The following is a 13793-nucleotide window of genomic DNA, read 5'->3' as shown; positions in this document are numbered from 1 at the left end:
CTCCTGTCCGTCACCGGCACCGAGGCGGGGCACCGTTTCCGGGGCCCGCCTCGGTGATGGGGGTGGTGACGGATATCAGTGGATGGTCAGCTGGCGGGACACGATGCCCGAGCGGACGCGGCGGGCCTCGGTGCTCATCGGCTCGGTCGTGTTCAGGGCGTCGTCGAGACGTTTGCCGAACGCGGTGATGGGCTCTTCGACGTCGTCGACCTGAGTGCCGAACTCGAGTTCCCAGACGGGGACGATGATGCCGTGGGCGCGGAAGTAGCCGAGGAAGGTGCCGATTCCGCCGAGGTCGTTGGCGTTCTCGGCCTGCAGGCGGGCCATCGCATCGACGACGCGGTCTTCGCCTTCGGGGCGGGCCCAGCGGACGTAGGTGCGGCCGGACATCTCGGTCCAATAGGCGGAGTCGACGGAGGCGAGCTTCTCGGTCGGGGCCACGGAGTCGTTGGCCTGCTGGAGGGCGGCGGCGACGTCGGCATCGGATTCGGCTTCGGGCAGGGCCCAGTAGTCGAAGTTCTCGAGCACGCGGACGTCGAACGGATGGGAGGTGTCCAGGATGTCCTGCAGGCGGGGGCCCTCACCGGGTTCGGTCGTCGCTTCGATGGAGGTGCCGGGTTCGGCGGCGACGGCTGCCAGGAGGCCGCGGGCGACATCGCGCGAGGCGTCGGTCGAGGACACAGGCACCTGCATTCCGGCCAGGATCTCACCGTCGTCGCGGCGCCAGGCCTGCCATGCGGCGGGCAGCAGGGACGTGATGGTCACCTCGTGGCCGCCGAATTCCTCGGTGAGCTTCGCGGTTGCGGTGGCCGCGGGTACGAGCTCACGCAGGCAGATGAGGTCGGCCTCGAACGGCAGGTCCGCGAACGGACGTGCGACGAATGCCGTGGCCTGCGCCCTGGCGAGGCGTTTGGCGATGAGTTCTTCCTTGGAGCGCTTCGACTTCTTTCCCATGGGACGCAAGTCTAGTCGGTGCAGTGGATGCTGGGCTGAAGGGTCCGCAGGCGGGTCTGTGGCGGCGGGATCAGGGCACGTCGAACGCGACTGAGCACAGTCTGTCCGAGCTGATGCGCGGCCGTTCAGCCCTCGTGGCCGACGGGGATGAAGTAGCGCGTGGTGTTCGACTCGTCCATCCGCACCTGCAGCTTGTCGCCGGGATGGGGGAAGGCCGAGCGCTCCGGATTGTCGGGAGTCAGCCCGAGCGTCTCGAGCCGGATGATGCCGTGGCGGCCCACCTCGTCGGCGGCGAGGACATAGGAATGGTTGAGTTCGCGGATCGTGACCTCGATGGCCGCATCGGTCGGTTCGTCCGCCTCGGCGAAGGCTCGCGGCGGCGCGGAATTGCCCATGCCCAGATACGCGCCGACGTCATCGGCGATCAAGCCGGCCACGGAATCGGCCTGCGCCATGAGCCCGGCGAGGATGACCGACAGCCGCTCCTGCTGGGCATCGGATTTCAGGGCCTGGCCGGGTTTGAACAGGTGCTCCTCGGCCAGCACGCACCACGCGTCCTGCATGATCGTGCGCAGCTGGAGTTCGACGAGGACGGAGGGTTCGGAGTCGAAAGGAACCTCGACGATGAGGTGGCGGCCGCGGTATCCCGAGGGTTTCGGGGTCGCGGAGTAGTCGCGCACCTCGGCGATGGAGAGGTTGGTGTCGTCACTCACCTCGGTGAGCAGGTCCCACAGGGCGGACTGTTCGCGTTCGGTGCGGCAGATGACACGGGCGCCGACGACATCGATGACCTGGTTCTCGACCTCGACGGATTCGTGGATCTCGTCATTGGCATCGGCGAGCTTGCGGCGCAGCTTCTCGCCCGTGCGCAGCCGATCCTTGATCCGACCGTCGACGACGCGGATTGGGTCCCCGGAGAGCAGTGCGGACGGAGCCCGGACGGACTCGACCCAGTCGTTGACCGTCTCGAGGGCGGCCCTCCAGGTGGACTCACGCCGGTCGTAGGCTTCGTCGACCAATTCACGGACAGTTGCTGACATCCTCGTCACCTTCCTAGCTCCTGATTCAACTTCACCAGAAGAGAGGGGAGATGTCTATGGCTTCGACGCTGAAGTTGCGCCGGGGTGCCGAAAGGTGAGACAGCAGTCCGAAATCACCGAGGCGGGAAGTCTCAGACGTCGAAGTCGACGATGACGGGAGCGTGGTCGGACGCGCCCTTGCCCTTGCGTTCCTCACGGTCGATCTCGCCTGCGGTCGCGGTCTTCGCCAGCGCCTGCGAGGCGAGCTGGAAGTCGATGCGCATGCCCTGCTTCTTCGGGAACCGCAGCTTCTGGTAGTCCCAGAAGGTGTAGACGCCGGGTCCGGGCGTGAACTGGCGGGTGACCTCGGTCAGGCCCGCGTCGAGCAGATCGTCGAAAGCGGCGCGTTCGGCTTCGGAGACGTGGGTGGCGCCGTCGAATTCGGCCATGTCCCAGACGTCCTCGTCGAGCGGAGCGACGTTGAAGTCACCGCAGAGGACGAGCTTCTTCTCCGGTTCGGCGCTCAGCTGGGCGGCGATATCGGCCGTCAGCGCCTTGTACCAGTCCAGCTTGTAGCCGTAGTGGGGGTGGTCGAGTTCGCGACCGTTGGGCACATAGAGCGAATAGACGCGCACATCGTTGCAGGTCACCGACAGTGCCCGGGCTTCGACGACGGGTTCTTCCGAGCCGAAGGCGGGGATGTCCTGGAAGCCGATCTCGGGATCGGACAGTCCTACACGGGAGGCGATGGCCACGCCGTTCCACTGGTTGAGGCCATGGAAACTGACCTCGTAGCCGCGTTCGGTGAACAGCTCCTCGGGGAACTGCGAGTCCTTGCACTTGAGTTCCTGGATGGCCAGGACATCGACATCCGAACGATCCAGCCAGGCCCCGATGCGGTCGTGGCGGGCACGGATCGAGTTCACATTCCACGTAGCGATTCTCACCCTCCCACCCTAAGCCGTCCGCGCCGGAGGTGAAAGCGGGGTGTCGACGGCTCGGGTGTCGACGGCTCGATAGGATGGGGACCATGCCTGACGCTCCCAACGAACACCTCGGCCACGACGGTGCCGCCTACCCGGATTCCTACTATGTGCGGCTGTCCGAGGACCGCCTCGTCTCGACTCTGCACAGCCAGGGCGCTTGGCAGCCCGGCGAGCAGCACCTCGCCCCCGCCTCGGGGATGGTGCTCGCCGAGATCGAACGTCGTCTGCCCAGCGACAAGCTCATCTCCCGGGTGACGTTCGACGTCCTCGGCGTCATCCACTCCGGTGAGTTCACCATCGACGTCGACGTCATCCGTCCGGGCCGGACCATCGAACTGATCGAGGCACGGATGCGCCACGGTGAGCGCACCAGCGTGACCGCTCGGGTGTGGCGACTGCAGGCCTCCGACACCGAGGCGGTCGCCGGCGACGAATGGTCGGCAATGCCGCCCGTGTCCGAAGTGCCCGAGATCCCTTTCACCAACCGTTGGGGCGGCGGCTACATCGCGTCGCTCGAGGGACATCAGGGAGCGGACGCCCATCCTGGTCGCGCCCAGTCCTGGGTGCGCAGCCCCTATCCTCTCGTCGACGGTGAGGCCGATCCGTCGACCGCGGCTTTCGTGAAGTTCGTCGACACCGCCAACGGTCTGGCCGTGCGCGAGGATCCGAAGACGACGTTCTTCCCGAACGTCGACCTCTCCATCCACCTCACCCGCGTGCCCGAGGCCGGCTGGGTCGGCTTCGACACCAAGGTGGCCTTCGGGCCGACCGGCTTGGGGCAGACGACGAGCGTGCTCAGCGACGCAGGCGGTCCCATCGGCACAGCCGTGCAGTCCCTGACCGTCCGCCGAGGTCAAGGCGCGGTATGAGTCCGCGGCCGCGGGCCCTCATCACCGGGGCGAGCTCCGGGCTGGGACGCGGCTATGCCCGCACCCTGGCCGCCGAGGGCTACGACCTCGTCCTCGTCGCCCGGAACGAGGCCCGGCTGAATGAGCTGGCCGAGCAGCTGCGAACCACGCAGAATATCCACGCCGAGGCGGCCGTGGCCGATCTGTCGACCCGTGACGGTATCGACGCGGTCAACGAGATCATCGCGACGCAGCCGATCGACGTGCTCATCAACAACGCCGGCTTCGGGCTGCGCGGGACGCTGTTGGATGCCGATGCTGCTGAGCTCGATGCGCTCGATCGGGTGCTGACCGGGGCAGTGAGGCAGCTGTCGCTGGCGGCGGCTCGGCGCATGCAGGCCCGCGGTCGCGGAGGAATCATCAACGTCTCCTCGCTGGCGGCGGTGACGACGATGGGACAGTACGCGGCCTCGAAGGTCTCGACCCTCGTCTTCACCGAGGCGCTCGCCGGAGAGCTCAGGGACTCCCCGGTGACGGTGACCGCCGTCCTGCCCGGTTTCATCCGGACGGAGTTCCACAGCCGCCTCGGCGTGGAGCGTCCCGGACCCGGTCTGATCTGGCTCAGCGTCGATCAGGTGGTGCGGGAGTCGCTGCGTGATGCGCGGGCGGGAAAGGTCGTCTCGATTCCCGGGTGGGGGTATCGTCTGGCTGCGCTCGTCGCCCCTGCGGTGCCGCGTCCCCTCATGCGCTGGGGATCGACCGGATTCTCCTTCGCCCGCACCCGCAGAATGTGACCTATATGCAATTTTCGGCAAGCGCGGCACAACTGAGTTGAGGATTGAACTACCTTGATCCGGGCCTGTGACCAGGTGTTTTATTCTGATCACTTATATGCTATGGAGCCCGACAGGATTCAAGACAGAGCGTGAGATTCTTTACAAGCGATACGAAAGTGTGGTCAAATTAATGTGTTCGCCCGGTGGGGATCGGGTGGACATAACGGACGTATGGGGATGCGTCCGGGTACTCGAGGGGAGTGCTGCGAGGACCCCGGGATGTCGCGATTACGCGCCCCGGGGTTCTTGTCATTCACAGCAACTTTCAGTGATCACCGACGTGCGGACTGCACCAGCGGGTCAAAAGTGTGGATGCAGTGATCTAGATCAGCACATATGCACTTCCGACCAGCTGATGCGGCGCGGCCGGCCAGTTCATGCGGCGCGGCCGACCAGCTGATGCGGCGCGGCCGGCCGGTTCATGCGGCGCTATTGGACAGCGAGACTACTGCACGCTGACGCTGCGCTGGCGGCGCGAGCGCGTGCGGGCGATGCCGACTTCGAGGGCCACCGCGCTCAGCGGGGCACCGAGTGCCACCGAGGCATTGCCGGCGGCGCGCTCGGCGACTTCGGCGATGACGGCATCGATGTCGGCGCGCTCATCGGCGTCGACATGGATGAGCAGCTCCGGACGTCGCGCGGTGCCCCGCAGAATCACCTGGGCTTCCGAGACTCCGTCGGTGGTTTCGAGGTCGGCGGCGACCGCCTCGGCGATGACTTCGGCATGCACCGTGGTCAGTCCCGTCCGCGCGTCGGCCTGCATCCGGAAGGGCTTCGCGAAGTCCTTGCGCGGGATCTGCACGCTCAGCCAGCGGAACCCGATGATCGCGAAGATGAGGGCCGCGACCACGGCGATCAGCGCCGCATAGGGCAGCGCCAGCACCGAGGCGACCGGACCGAGATCCGCTCCCGCCTCCAGGGCAGGGTCGATCGAGCCGGTGAAGCCGAAGCCGGCGGCAAGCACCGCCAGCCCGAGGCACAAGGCGATGAGGCCGATGATGATCAGTCCGGTTCGGTTGGCAGCGGCGGCCGTGCGTCTCATGACTGACTCCTTCTGGCCTGGACCTTCACCGTGGGGGTGCGGTCGAACGAGATCGAGGCGAAGCGGTCCGTCACGGCGGCTTCGACCTCGGCGCGGATCGGCTCACAGTCACGGATCGGCGTCGAGAAGGTCACGATCGTCGATGTCGCGTTCGACGAGGCCTTGACCCCGCTGACGCCGTCGACCCCATCGGCGGCCGCGGCCGCGATCTGCGACAGCGCCGAAGTGGGCATGGCGACGTCGAAGGCGCCGATGTGTTCAGCGCCTTGAGCACGAACACCGAGGATGCGACGTGTCCCGGGGGAGACGCCGAGGATGAGGGCGATGAGTCCGAGCAGTGCCAGGACGATGCCGACTGCGATGACGACCGCGGAATTCCAGTGCAGGTTCCCGGCCGCCTCGGCGACGGTTGTCCCGGTCGTCCCGGTCAGCGCGGCGGCCACGGAGCCGGTTGCGATGAATGCGGCGATGCCGGCCCAGCCGAGCCCCACGGCCAGCAGCAGCAGAATGAGTGCGACGATGACGGCCGGGCCGATGCGGGAGGGCCGCTTGCGCAGCAGGCGTGTGCTCATTGCAGGCGATTCCTTCCTCGATTCGCACCGGAGGATTCCGGGGCGAGCCACCGCACGTCGATGTCGACCTGACGGACGGTGACGCCGGTGAGACGTTCGACTTGGGTGCTCAGCGTGGAGCGGACGTGTTCGGTCGCCTCGGCGATGGGGGTGGGGTAGGCCAGGCCCAGCCGGACGGCGAGCGTGCAGCTGCGCCCCGACAGGGTGACATCCACGGACGGGCGGGTGTCCAAGCTGGAACTCGCACCGATGCCGAAGAGGCCCGAGCTCGTGCCGCCGACGCCGGGCAGGTCTTTCAGCACCTGCCCGGCGGTTCGCTCCACGACCTTGTCCGCGATCGTCAGGCCGCCTCGGCGAGCGGGAGCGTCGTCGAGTATCGGGGCCACGGCACTACCTCCGCGTGGTCGAGCGTGAGCTCAGTGCGCTCAGGTCGAGCCGCCCGTCGAGGACGAGGCCGACGACCAGGCCGAGTCCGCCGCAGATGGCGACGACGAGGAACGCGAGGAAGCCGCCGAAGTAGGCGACGATTCCCAGCGTCAGGCCGACGATGAGTCCGATGAGAGTTTTCGACATGGCATTCCTTCTGCCGAGGTGGTGCTGCGGATGAGGGTCAGTTGAGTTCCGGAGTGTCCTTGGCCGGTGCCTCGTCGTCGTCCTCGGGCAGGTGGACGTCGGTGACGTCGATGTTGACCTCGACGACCTGGAGCCCGGTGCCCTGTTCGACGGCGCGGATGACGTTGCGGCGGATCGCCTCGGCGACCTCGACGATGGAGGTGCCGTACTCGACGACGATGGTGAGGTCGATGGCGGTCTGCTTCTCGCCCTTCTCCACGGACACTCCGCCGGAGACGTTGGTCTGCGAACCGGGGATGCGGTCGGTCAGCGTATCGAAGGCACGGCGTGCGGCATTGCCCATTCCATAGACGCCGGGGACCTCGCGGGCGGCGATTCCGGTGAGCTTGGCGACGACGTTCTCGGCGATGGTGGTGGTGCCCATCTCGGTGACGAGCGGACTGCGCACGTCATCGTTCTGGGTGGTCGGGGCCTTCTGGGTCGAATCGGTCTGCTTGGGTTCCGGCATCGTTCTTCCTTTTCGTCGGAGGGGTGTGCGGTTCGCAAGTCCTTCGTGTGAAGGATGCTTACACAGGTACAGACGCAGGCCCGGACGAATCCTCACGCGGTGTTTCGAAGAAAATTTGTCGCCGAGGCAAATTCCTCGCCGAGGCGGATTCCTCGCCGAGGCGGCCGGCTGGTTCCGCGGCCCACGTGGCCGGTTCCGCGGCTCACGTGGCCTACGATGGTGATATGACAAGGGGAGATGATCGTTTCGACATCGTCACCCTGGTCGTGCGCGCTCGCGAGGGCGACATCGCCTCCTTCGAGGCCCTCGTCGACGAATACGAGCGGAAGCTGCTGCGCTTCGCCTGGCGCACACTGGGGGACCGGCAGGACGCCGAGGACGTCGTTCAGGACACCCTGGTCAAGGCGTGGAGATCATTGGATGCCTTAGCCGATCCTGCGGCCTTCGGCACGTGGATCTACCGGATGGCGTCGAACCGGTGCACCGATGTGCTGCGCCGCCGTTCCGCCCGGCCCGCCGACGCCTCCGACCCCGAGGACCTCGGCCATCACGTCGATGGCACCGCTTCGGTCGAACGGTCCGTCGAGGCGCGCACGGCACTCGAGCATTTCTCCGAGATCCTGCAGACTCTGTCCTCGGAGCAGCGTGTAACGTGGGTGCTCCACCAGATGGAAGGTCTCAGCTACGCCGAGGTCGCCGAGACCTTGGGTATCAGCGAAGGCAGTGTGCGCGGACGCATCCACCGCGCCCGGACTGCCATCGCCGAGGGCATGGAAGGATGGGTATGAGCGACGAGTCAGTCGACGCCACGGACGCCCACCTGCGCGGCATCATCGACGAATACATGGAGGCCTTCGAACCCGATCCCGAGGAAACCGTGGGTCTGCGCGAGCGCATCCTCCAGATCGTGCGCGAGGATGCGGCTCTGGCGCCGGCCACGAAGCTGACGACCGAACGCGGCAACCCCTTCCGGATCTCGACGGCCGAGGTGCGCGGCATCATCCGCGAGGCCGTCGATGCCGTGCCCGGTATCCGCGCCCGCAGCGTCACCGCGACCCCGACCGGCGATCCCGAGGGCAGCGCCGTCGACGTCACCCTGACCGTGATGATGAGCGCGGGGACGGCCTTCGTGCCCGCCGCCGAGGAGGTCCGCCGCAGCGTCGCCCGTGCCCTGACCGCCGAGCTGGGCATCCCCTCACTGCGGATCGACGTCACCGTCGAGGACGTATTCGTCGACGAGGAGGCCGCCGATGACTGAGAAGCCGATGGCTGAGAACGAGACCGTCCGCGGATTCGACGAGGCGGCCGTCTCGGCCCGCCTGACCGAATCCGTCACCGGAGTCGACGGCGTCACGGGGCTGGCGCCGGGGCTGCGCGACATGATCGCCAATGCGGCCGCACGAGTGATGCGCCGGACCGGGTCGGAGCCGCTGCAGGTCGAGGTCTGGCGAACGGGCAAGGATCTCCATGTCCGAATCGATGCGCACCTCGATGACAGCCGACCTGTGACCGAGATCGTCGATGAGCTCTTCGCCGTCATCGCCGTCGACCTGCGGGCCGCGGTGGACGGGCCCGTCGGGGAGATCGACATCGACGTGCGCATCGTCAGCCGCGGCCGCTGAGGTCGGTCCGTGCTGCGGCACGCGAACGGCACAGAAAAAGGTGGATAGCCCATGTTTGAAACTGGGCTATCCACCTTTTTCTGTGCTGTTGCCGACGGGCCGGCTGCGGGTGTGTCAGAGCGCAGCCGGGGCACCGCCCGAAGCGGTTCTCTGAAGTGAGCCGCGGCTCAGGCGGCCTTGGACTTCGAGCGTCCGGTGATGAGGCCCCAGACGATGAGTACGATCAGCGAACCGCCGATGGCACACAGCCAGGACGACAGCGAGAAGAACGAATTCATCTCTGCGCCGAAGATCATGCCGCCGAGCCAACCGCCGATCATGGCACCGATGACGCCGAGGATGAGCGTGGCGAAGAAGCCGCCGCCCTGTTTGCCGGGCAGGATCGCCTTGGCGATAGCTCCGGCGATGAGTCCGAGGATGAGATATGCGATGAAACCCATGTTGTTCACGTCCCTTCTGAGACAGTTTACCGGCAGGGTTGCACGGTGCTGTTGCCACTGTACAACCGAGACCCACCGTGAGCATCAAGTCCCGTTGATTCTTTATGACATCTCTACAGACGCAGCGCCGACCGGATCCTCACGCGGAGCACTGAACGCAGCCTCACACAGCGATCTGCACGGGTTCCTCACGCCGAGTCCCGCACGGGTTCCTCACGCTGAGCCCCCGCACGGGTTCCTCACGCAGTGCTTCGCCTCGGTTCCTTCCACGCAGCGCGCCCTCGGTCGCGGAGTTGCCGACTCGCGTCGGAGGCAGCCGCTGAGACGGTGCTGAACGGTCGCGCGCCGACCGCCCAGTAGACTGGAGTCCATGACCGACAGCGCTGACACTCGCCGACAACTGCTCGACCTCATCGACGAACTCGCCGTGGTGCGCGGCAGAGTGACCCTCTCCTCCGGCAAGGAGGCCGACTACTACCTCGATCTGCGTCGGGTCACCCTCGACCACCGCTCGGCACCGCTCGTCGGCGATGTCGTCCTCGATCTGCTCGAAGCTCATGATCTGCTCGACACGGTCGACGCCGTCGGCGGTCTGACCATGGGTGCCGATCCTGTCGGCACCGCTGTCATGCACCGCTCGGTCGTGCGCGGCACCCCGCTCGACTCCTTCGTCGTCCGCAAGGAGGCGAAGAAGCACGGCATGTCCCGGCGGGTCGAAGGCCCCGATGTCGCCGGCAAGCGCGTCATCGCCGTCGAGGACACCTCGACGACGGGCGGTTCCGTGCTCACCGCCGTCGACGCGCTCAAGGAAGCCGGCGCCGAGGTGGTCGCCGTGGCCGTGGTCATGGACCGTGACACCGGCGCCAAGGAACGGGTCGAAGCCACGGGAATTCCGTATCTGACCGCGCTGACGACCGCGGATCTCGGACTCGACTGAGTCCCGCCTCGGCGAGGTGGACCTGTGAGGTGCTGCCTCGGTGAGGAATCGGCTCACCGATCACGACCTGGGACTCGACTGGCAATTCTGTCGAAATCGAGGACGTGGTTTGAAACAAGTCTCTGATTTCAACACGATAGATGAGACACTCCCCAAGAACTGTTCGATGCAAAGGATGACGCGTGCTCACACTGAAAGAGGTTTCCCTGCGCAAAGGGAAGCGGACATATCTGGACGAGGTGAGTTTCACCGCCGAGGCGGGCCGGATCACCGCAATCGTGGGAACCCGATCGGCGGGCCGCACCGAACTGGTGCGCATCATCATGGGCCTCATCGCCGCCGATGAGGGCACCATCGAACTCGAGGACTTCGAACTCGACTTCGGGGACCGACAGAACTTCGGCTATCTGCCCGCTGAACGCGGCGGATACCCGAACATGCGCGTGCTCGACCAGATCGTCTACCTCGCCCGCCTGCACGGGATCACCCTGGGCGCGGCCGAACGGAACGCGCTGACCCTGCTCGGCCACCTCGAGCTCGCCGACCGCGGCTACGCTCCGCTGAAGAACCTCTCCGGTGCCGAGATCGCCCGCGTCGACATCGCCGCAACCCTGGCCGCCGACCCCGACGTCGTCGTCATCGATGATGCCTTCGCCGGCCTCGACGCCGCCTCGCTGCGCCTGGTCACGTCCCTGCTGCGGGCCCACGCATCCTCGGGAGTGCCCGTCATCCTGGCCACCGATGACTGGGAGGCCGCGCAGACCTTCGCCGATGACGTCATCATTCTGAACCAGGGCAAGGTGACCGCCTCGGGCAGCGTCGACAAGCTGCTCGGCGACCCGCACTACCGAGTCGAGACGACCGACACCGAGGCGGCCGCCTCGGCGCTGACATCCCGGACGGGAATCAGCGACGTGACGACCGCCGGACGTGAGGCCGTGAGCTTCCGCGCGAATGACGCGAGGACAGCCGCCGCTGCCGTGGCCGAGCTGAAGAATGTGAAGAACTTCGAAAGTGTCCGCCCGACACTGGCCGAGCAGTACAAGGAGGCTCTGTAATGGCGCGCAAGGACAACGATGCGAATGACGAGTCCCCGGAACCGCTCGTGTCCAAGGGCACGGCCGGCGAAGGCATCGACGACCTCGGTCTGCCCGTCGACGGCGATGTGATCGACGACGAGACCACCGCCGAGGAGGTCGACTCGGACGACGAGGCGACCGTCACTGGTGCGGCTAAGGGAACGGCCGCCTCGGCGAAGAAAGGCACCGACGCGAAGGGCACCGACGCGAAGGGCACCGACGCGCAGGACGCCGACGAATCCGGCGCGACTGCCGGCCTCGATGACGTTCCCTTCGAACTCGCCGAGGACACCCCCGACCCGGACGAACTGCCGGAGACCGGACTGGTCTCGGAATTCGTCGACGTCGGCAACCGCCAGGCCGCGTGGCTCGTGTCGAACCGTGAGTCCACCACCGCCATGCGCAGCCCGTACTTCCTGGTCACCGCCGCTGTGATCATCCTCGGCGTGCTGGCCGCGATCATCTCCGGAATCGTCGCCGATGTGCAGAAGGACTCGGGCACCCCGACCATGGCGATGGTCGGAGTCGGCGAGCAGGCTCAGATGTACGAACAGCAGCTGGGTGTGAAGATCACCGACGCCGAGGACGCCCCCGCCGCCGAGAAGCTCGTGCGTGAGGGCAAGGTCGACGCCGCATTCATCCAGGACCCGAGCGGTCAGGGACAGCCGACGATCATCGCGCTGGACAAACAGCCCGACGCACTGCTCGAGAAGCTCGCGCCGAAGACCGAAGCGACGCTGCTCGAGACGCCGGCCGTCGAGAGCGATGTGGCCACGCCGCTGCTGTGGGGAATGGTCGCACTGTCGCTTCTCGTCGTCGCCACTCTGGGCACTGCGCTTTACCAGAACCTGCGTCTGGAGAAGCGCAACCGGATCACCGAGATCATCGCGGCCACGATTCCGCCGCGCGCCTCCGCCTCGGGCCGGATCACGGGCATGCTGACCCTGGTCATCGTCCACCTCGTGGCCGCCGCCGTCGTCACCGAGCTCGGGCTCTCGCTGTCGGGCAAGACGTCCCTGGCATTCGCCATGCTGCCGGGCCTCGGCTGGTTCGCACTGACCCTGCTCCTCACCGCCTGGTCGGTGTTCGCGCTGCTCGTCTGGGCATCGACCGTCGTCGGAAACAAGGCGCGCGCCACCTTCGTCACGATCATCGGCGTCATCACCGTGGCCGGCGTCTTCGCCCCGGTCATCATCGGACCCACCGGGACTGTTGCGAAGGTGCTGTCGTGGACGCCGTTCACCTCGCCGCTGGGCATCGCCGGTCGCTCCTTGGCCGGTCAGGCCGAGTGGTGGGAGGGCCTCGTCGCCGCCGGCATCGCTCTGGTCCTCGCCGTCATCCTCCACGCTCTGGCCTCGGGTGCGTACGTGCGCTCGGTGCTGTCCGGAGGCGGACGCGGCGGCAAGACCGTGAAGATGAGCAAGCGCGCGCAGAAAGTCGGTGCCGCCGCCTCGGCGAAGGATGCGAAGAAGTCGGACTCGACCGCAGACGAATCGGATGACTCCGCCGGCGCGGAGGATGCGGACCATTCGGACGACGATGTGAAGAAGTCGGGCTCGACCGCAGAGTCAGCGGACGACGAGGACGCGAAGTCGGCGGATGATTCCCGCGACGACAAGTGACCGAAAGCGCTGAACCGCAGGTGGGGGTCGGTCCGTGGACCGGCCCCTGGCCTGTGGAAGAGCACTTCGATCCGGAGCTGCTGGCTGAAGGCGATCGGCGCAATGTCGTCGATCAGTATCGGTATTGGAAGCACGACGCGATCGTGGCCGACCTCGACGCCTCGCGGCACGACTTCCACGTCGGCGTCGAGAACTGGCAGCACGACCTCAACATCGGTTCGGTTGTGCGCACCGCCAACGCCTTCAACGCCGCAGCCGTGCACATCGTCGGCAGACGCCGCTGGAACCGTCGCGGGGCGATGGTCACCGACAAATACCAGCACGTCATCCACCATCCGAGCGTGGACGACCTGCTCAGCTGGTGCGCCGAGAACGACGTGCCGCTGCTGGGCATCGACAACTTCCCGGACTCCGTGCCGCTGGAGACCTATGATCTGCCCAGGCGCTGCCTGCTGCTGTTCGGTCAGGAAGGGCCGGGACTGAGCGAGGAAGCGCATCAGGCCAGTCGAGACGTGCTCTCGATCGCGCAGTACGGGTCGACGCGGTCGATGAATGCCGCAGCCGCCGCCGCGATCACCATGCACTCCTGGATCCGCCGCCACGTCTACGACCAGCCCGTGAACTGAGTTCGCCGGCAGCGGGGGCCTCCGTCTGGTCTGTATGGTCTGTGGGACACCGGCCGGGACGCAGAGACGACGAAGCGCCGAGGCGGCACGACGTTGATCGTGCCGCCTCGGCGCTTCTGTGCTGCCGGG

General features: G+C 66.7%; 18 protein-coding genes. 9 read left to right on the top strand and 9 right to left on the bottom strand.

The window, feature by feature from the left end; genetic code table 11:
• Positions 1 to 75: 75 nt before the first annotated feature.
• The 3 genes from QYM46_RS17505 to QYM46_RS17495 all read right to left on the bottom strand — a co-directional run bounded on the left by QYM46_RS17505 (position 76) and on the right by QYM46_RS17495 (position 2920).
• Positions 76 to 954 (bottom strand): DUF5926 family protein, encoded by an 879-nt coding sequence (locus tag QYM46_RS17505; protein WP_432789986.1) that lies wholly within the window; start codon positions 952 to 954, stop codon positions 76 to 78.
• Positions 955 to 1079: 125 nt separating this feature from the next.
• Positions 1080 to 1994: a GTP pyrophosphokinase gene (locus QYM46_RS17500; RefSeq protein ID WP_432789985.1), complete on the bottom strand. Its 915-nt coding sequence runs from the start codon at positions 1992 to 1994 to the stop codon at positions 1080 to 1082.
• A gap of 131 nt (positions 1995 to 2125) precedes the next feature.
• Positions 2126 to 2920, bottom strand: coding sequence for an exodeoxyribonuclease III (locus tag QYM46_RS17495; RefSeq protein WP_432789984.1), 795 nt, complete (start codon positions 2918 to 2920; stop codon positions 2126 to 2128).
• 83 nt (positions 2921 to 3003) lie between these two features.
• Here QYM46_RS17495 and QYM46_RS17490 point away from each other — a divergent pair, with 83 nt between their 5' ends.
• Together QYM46_RS17490 and QYM46_RS17485 are read left to right on the top strand one after the other, a co-directional pair.
• Positions 3004 to 3828, top strand: a complete 825-nt coding sequence (locus QYM46_RS17490; RefSeq protein ID WP_432789983.1) for a thioesterase family protein — start codon at positions 3004 to 3006, stop codon at positions 3826 to 3828.
• Positions 3825 to 4601 (top strand): SDR family NAD(P)-dependent oxidoreductase, encoded by a 777-nt coding sequence (locus QYM46_RS17485; RefSeq protein WP_432789982.1) that lies wholly within the window; start codon positions 3825 to 3827, stop codon positions 4599 to 4601. The genes QYM46_RS17490 and QYM46_RS17485 overlap by 4 nt, the downstream gene beginning before the upstream one ends.
• A gap of 487 nt (positions 4602 to 5088) precedes the next feature.
• Here QYM46_RS17485 and QYM46_RS17480 read toward each other — a convergent pair whose 3' ends face one another.
• Genes QYM46_RS17480 through QYM46_RS17460 form a run of 5 tightly spaced genes read right to left on the bottom strand, consistent with a single transcriptional unit; the run spans position 5089 to position 7338 of the window.
• Positions 5089 to 5685, bottom strand: coding sequence for an alkaline shock response membrane anchor protein AmaP (locus QYM46_RS17480; RefSeq protein WP_432789981.1), 597 nt, complete (start codon positions 5683 to 5685; stop codon positions 5089 to 5091).
• Positions 5682 to 6257, bottom strand: a complete 576-nt coding sequence (locus QYM46_RS17475) for a DUF6286 domain-containing protein (RefSeq protein ID WP_432789980.1) — start codon at positions 6255 to 6257, stop codon at positions 5682 to 5684. The genes QYM46_RS17480 and QYM46_RS17475 overlap by 4 nt, the downstream gene beginning before the upstream one ends.
• Positions 6254 to 6643 carry an Asp23/Gls24 family envelope stress response protein gene (locus QYM46_RS17470; RefSeq protein ID WP_248279013.1) on the bottom strand — a complete coding sequence of 130 codons (390 nt, stop codon included), beginning with the start codon at positions 6641 to 6643 and terminating at the stop codon, positions 6254 to 6256. The genes QYM46_RS17475 and QYM46_RS17470 overlap by 4 nt, the downstream gene beginning before the upstream one ends.
• 4 nt (positions 6644 to 6647) lie before the next feature.
• Positions 6648 to 6830, bottom strand: a complete 183-nt coding sequence (locus QYM46_RS17465; protein WP_169253472.1) for a hypothetical protein — start codon at positions 6828 to 6830, stop codon at positions 6648 to 6650.
• 37 nt (positions 6831 to 6867) lie between these two features.
• A complete protein-coding gene (locus QYM46_RS17460; protein ID WP_169253471.1) occupies positions 6868 to 7338 on the bottom strand; it encodes an Asp23/Gls24 family envelope stress response protein in 471 nt (156 codons plus the stop codon).
• Positions 7339 to 7562: 224 nt separating this feature from the next.
• Here QYM46_RS17460 and QYM46_RS17455 point away from each other — a divergent pair, with 224 nt between their 5' ends.
• From QYM46_RS17455 to QYM46_RS17445, 3 genes are read left to right on the top strand one after another with little or no spacing between them, the layout of a single operon-like run.
• On the top strand, positions 7563 to 8126 hold the full coding sequence (locus tag QYM46_RS17455; protein WP_432789979.1) for an RNA polymerase sigma factor: 564 nt from the start codon (positions 7563 to 7565) through the stop codon (positions 8124 to 8126).
• Positions 8123 to 8596, top strand: a complete 474-nt coding sequence (locus QYM46_RS17450) for an alkaline shock response membrane anchor protein AmaP (protein WP_248279012.1) — start codon at positions 8123 to 8125, stop codon at positions 8594 to 8596. Before QYM46_RS17455 ends, QYM46_RS17450 begins: the two co-directional genes overlap by 4 nt.
• Positions 8589 to 8960: a hypothetical protein gene (locus tag QYM46_RS17445; RefSeq protein ID WP_432789978.1), complete on the top strand. Its 372-nt coding sequence runs from the start codon at positions 8589 to 8591 to the stop codon at positions 8958 to 8960. The genes QYM46_RS17450 and QYM46_RS17445 overlap by 8 nt, the downstream gene beginning before the upstream one ends.
• Positions 8961 to 9127: 167 nt before the next feature.
• Here QYM46_RS17445 and QYM46_RS17440 read toward each other — a convergent pair whose 3' ends face one another.
• The gene (locus QYM46_RS17440) at positions 9128 to 9400 is read right to left on the bottom strand and encodes a GlsB/YeaQ/YmgE family stress response membrane protein (protein ID WP_169253467.1); all 273 of its coding nucleotides are present in this window, start codon (positions 9398 to 9400) and stop codon (positions 9128 to 9130) included.
• Positions 9401 to 9770: 370 nt separating this feature from the next.
• Between QYM46_RS17440 and pyrE the strand changes: the two genes are divergently transcribed.
• From pyrE to QYM46_RS17420, 4 genes are all read left to right on the top strand, one after another.
• A complete protein-coding gene (gene pyrE / locus QYM46_RS17435; protein WP_025778981.1) occupies positions 9771 to 10337 on the top strand; it encodes an orotate phosphoribosyltransferase in 567 nt (188 codons plus the stop codon).
• Between the two features lie 182 nt (positions 10338 to 10519).
• Positions 10520 to 11395 (top strand): ABC transporter ATP-binding protein, encoded by an 876-nt coding sequence (locus QYM46_RS17430; protein WP_432789977.1) that lies wholly within the window; start codon positions 10520 to 10522, stop codon positions 11393 to 11395.
• Positions 11395 to 13038, top strand: coding sequence for an ABC transporter permease (locus QYM46_RS17425; RefSeq protein ID WP_432789976.1), 1644 nt, complete (start codon positions 11395 to 11397; stop codon positions 13036 to 13038). The genes QYM46_RS17430 and QYM46_RS17425 overlap by 1 nt, the downstream gene beginning before the upstream one ends.
• On the top strand, positions 13035 to 13664 hold the full coding sequence (locus tag QYM46_RS17420) for a TrmH family RNA methyltransferase (RefSeq protein WP_432789975.1): 630 nt from the start codon (positions 13035 to 13037) through the stop codon (positions 13662 to 13664). The genes QYM46_RS17425 and QYM46_RS17420 overlap by 4 nt, the downstream gene beginning before the upstream one ends.
• Positions 13665 to 13793 lie beyond the last annotated feature (129 nt).

The organism is Brevibacterium sp. K11IcPPYGO002 (assembly GCF_050920635.1).
In the GTDB taxonomy this organism is placed as follows: domain Bacteria; phylum Actinomycetota; class Actinomycetes; order Actinomycetales; family Brevibacteriaceae; genus Brevibacterium.
Note: the sequence above shows the minus strand (reverse complement) of the source record. Positions and strands in the feature narration are given on the sequence as shown.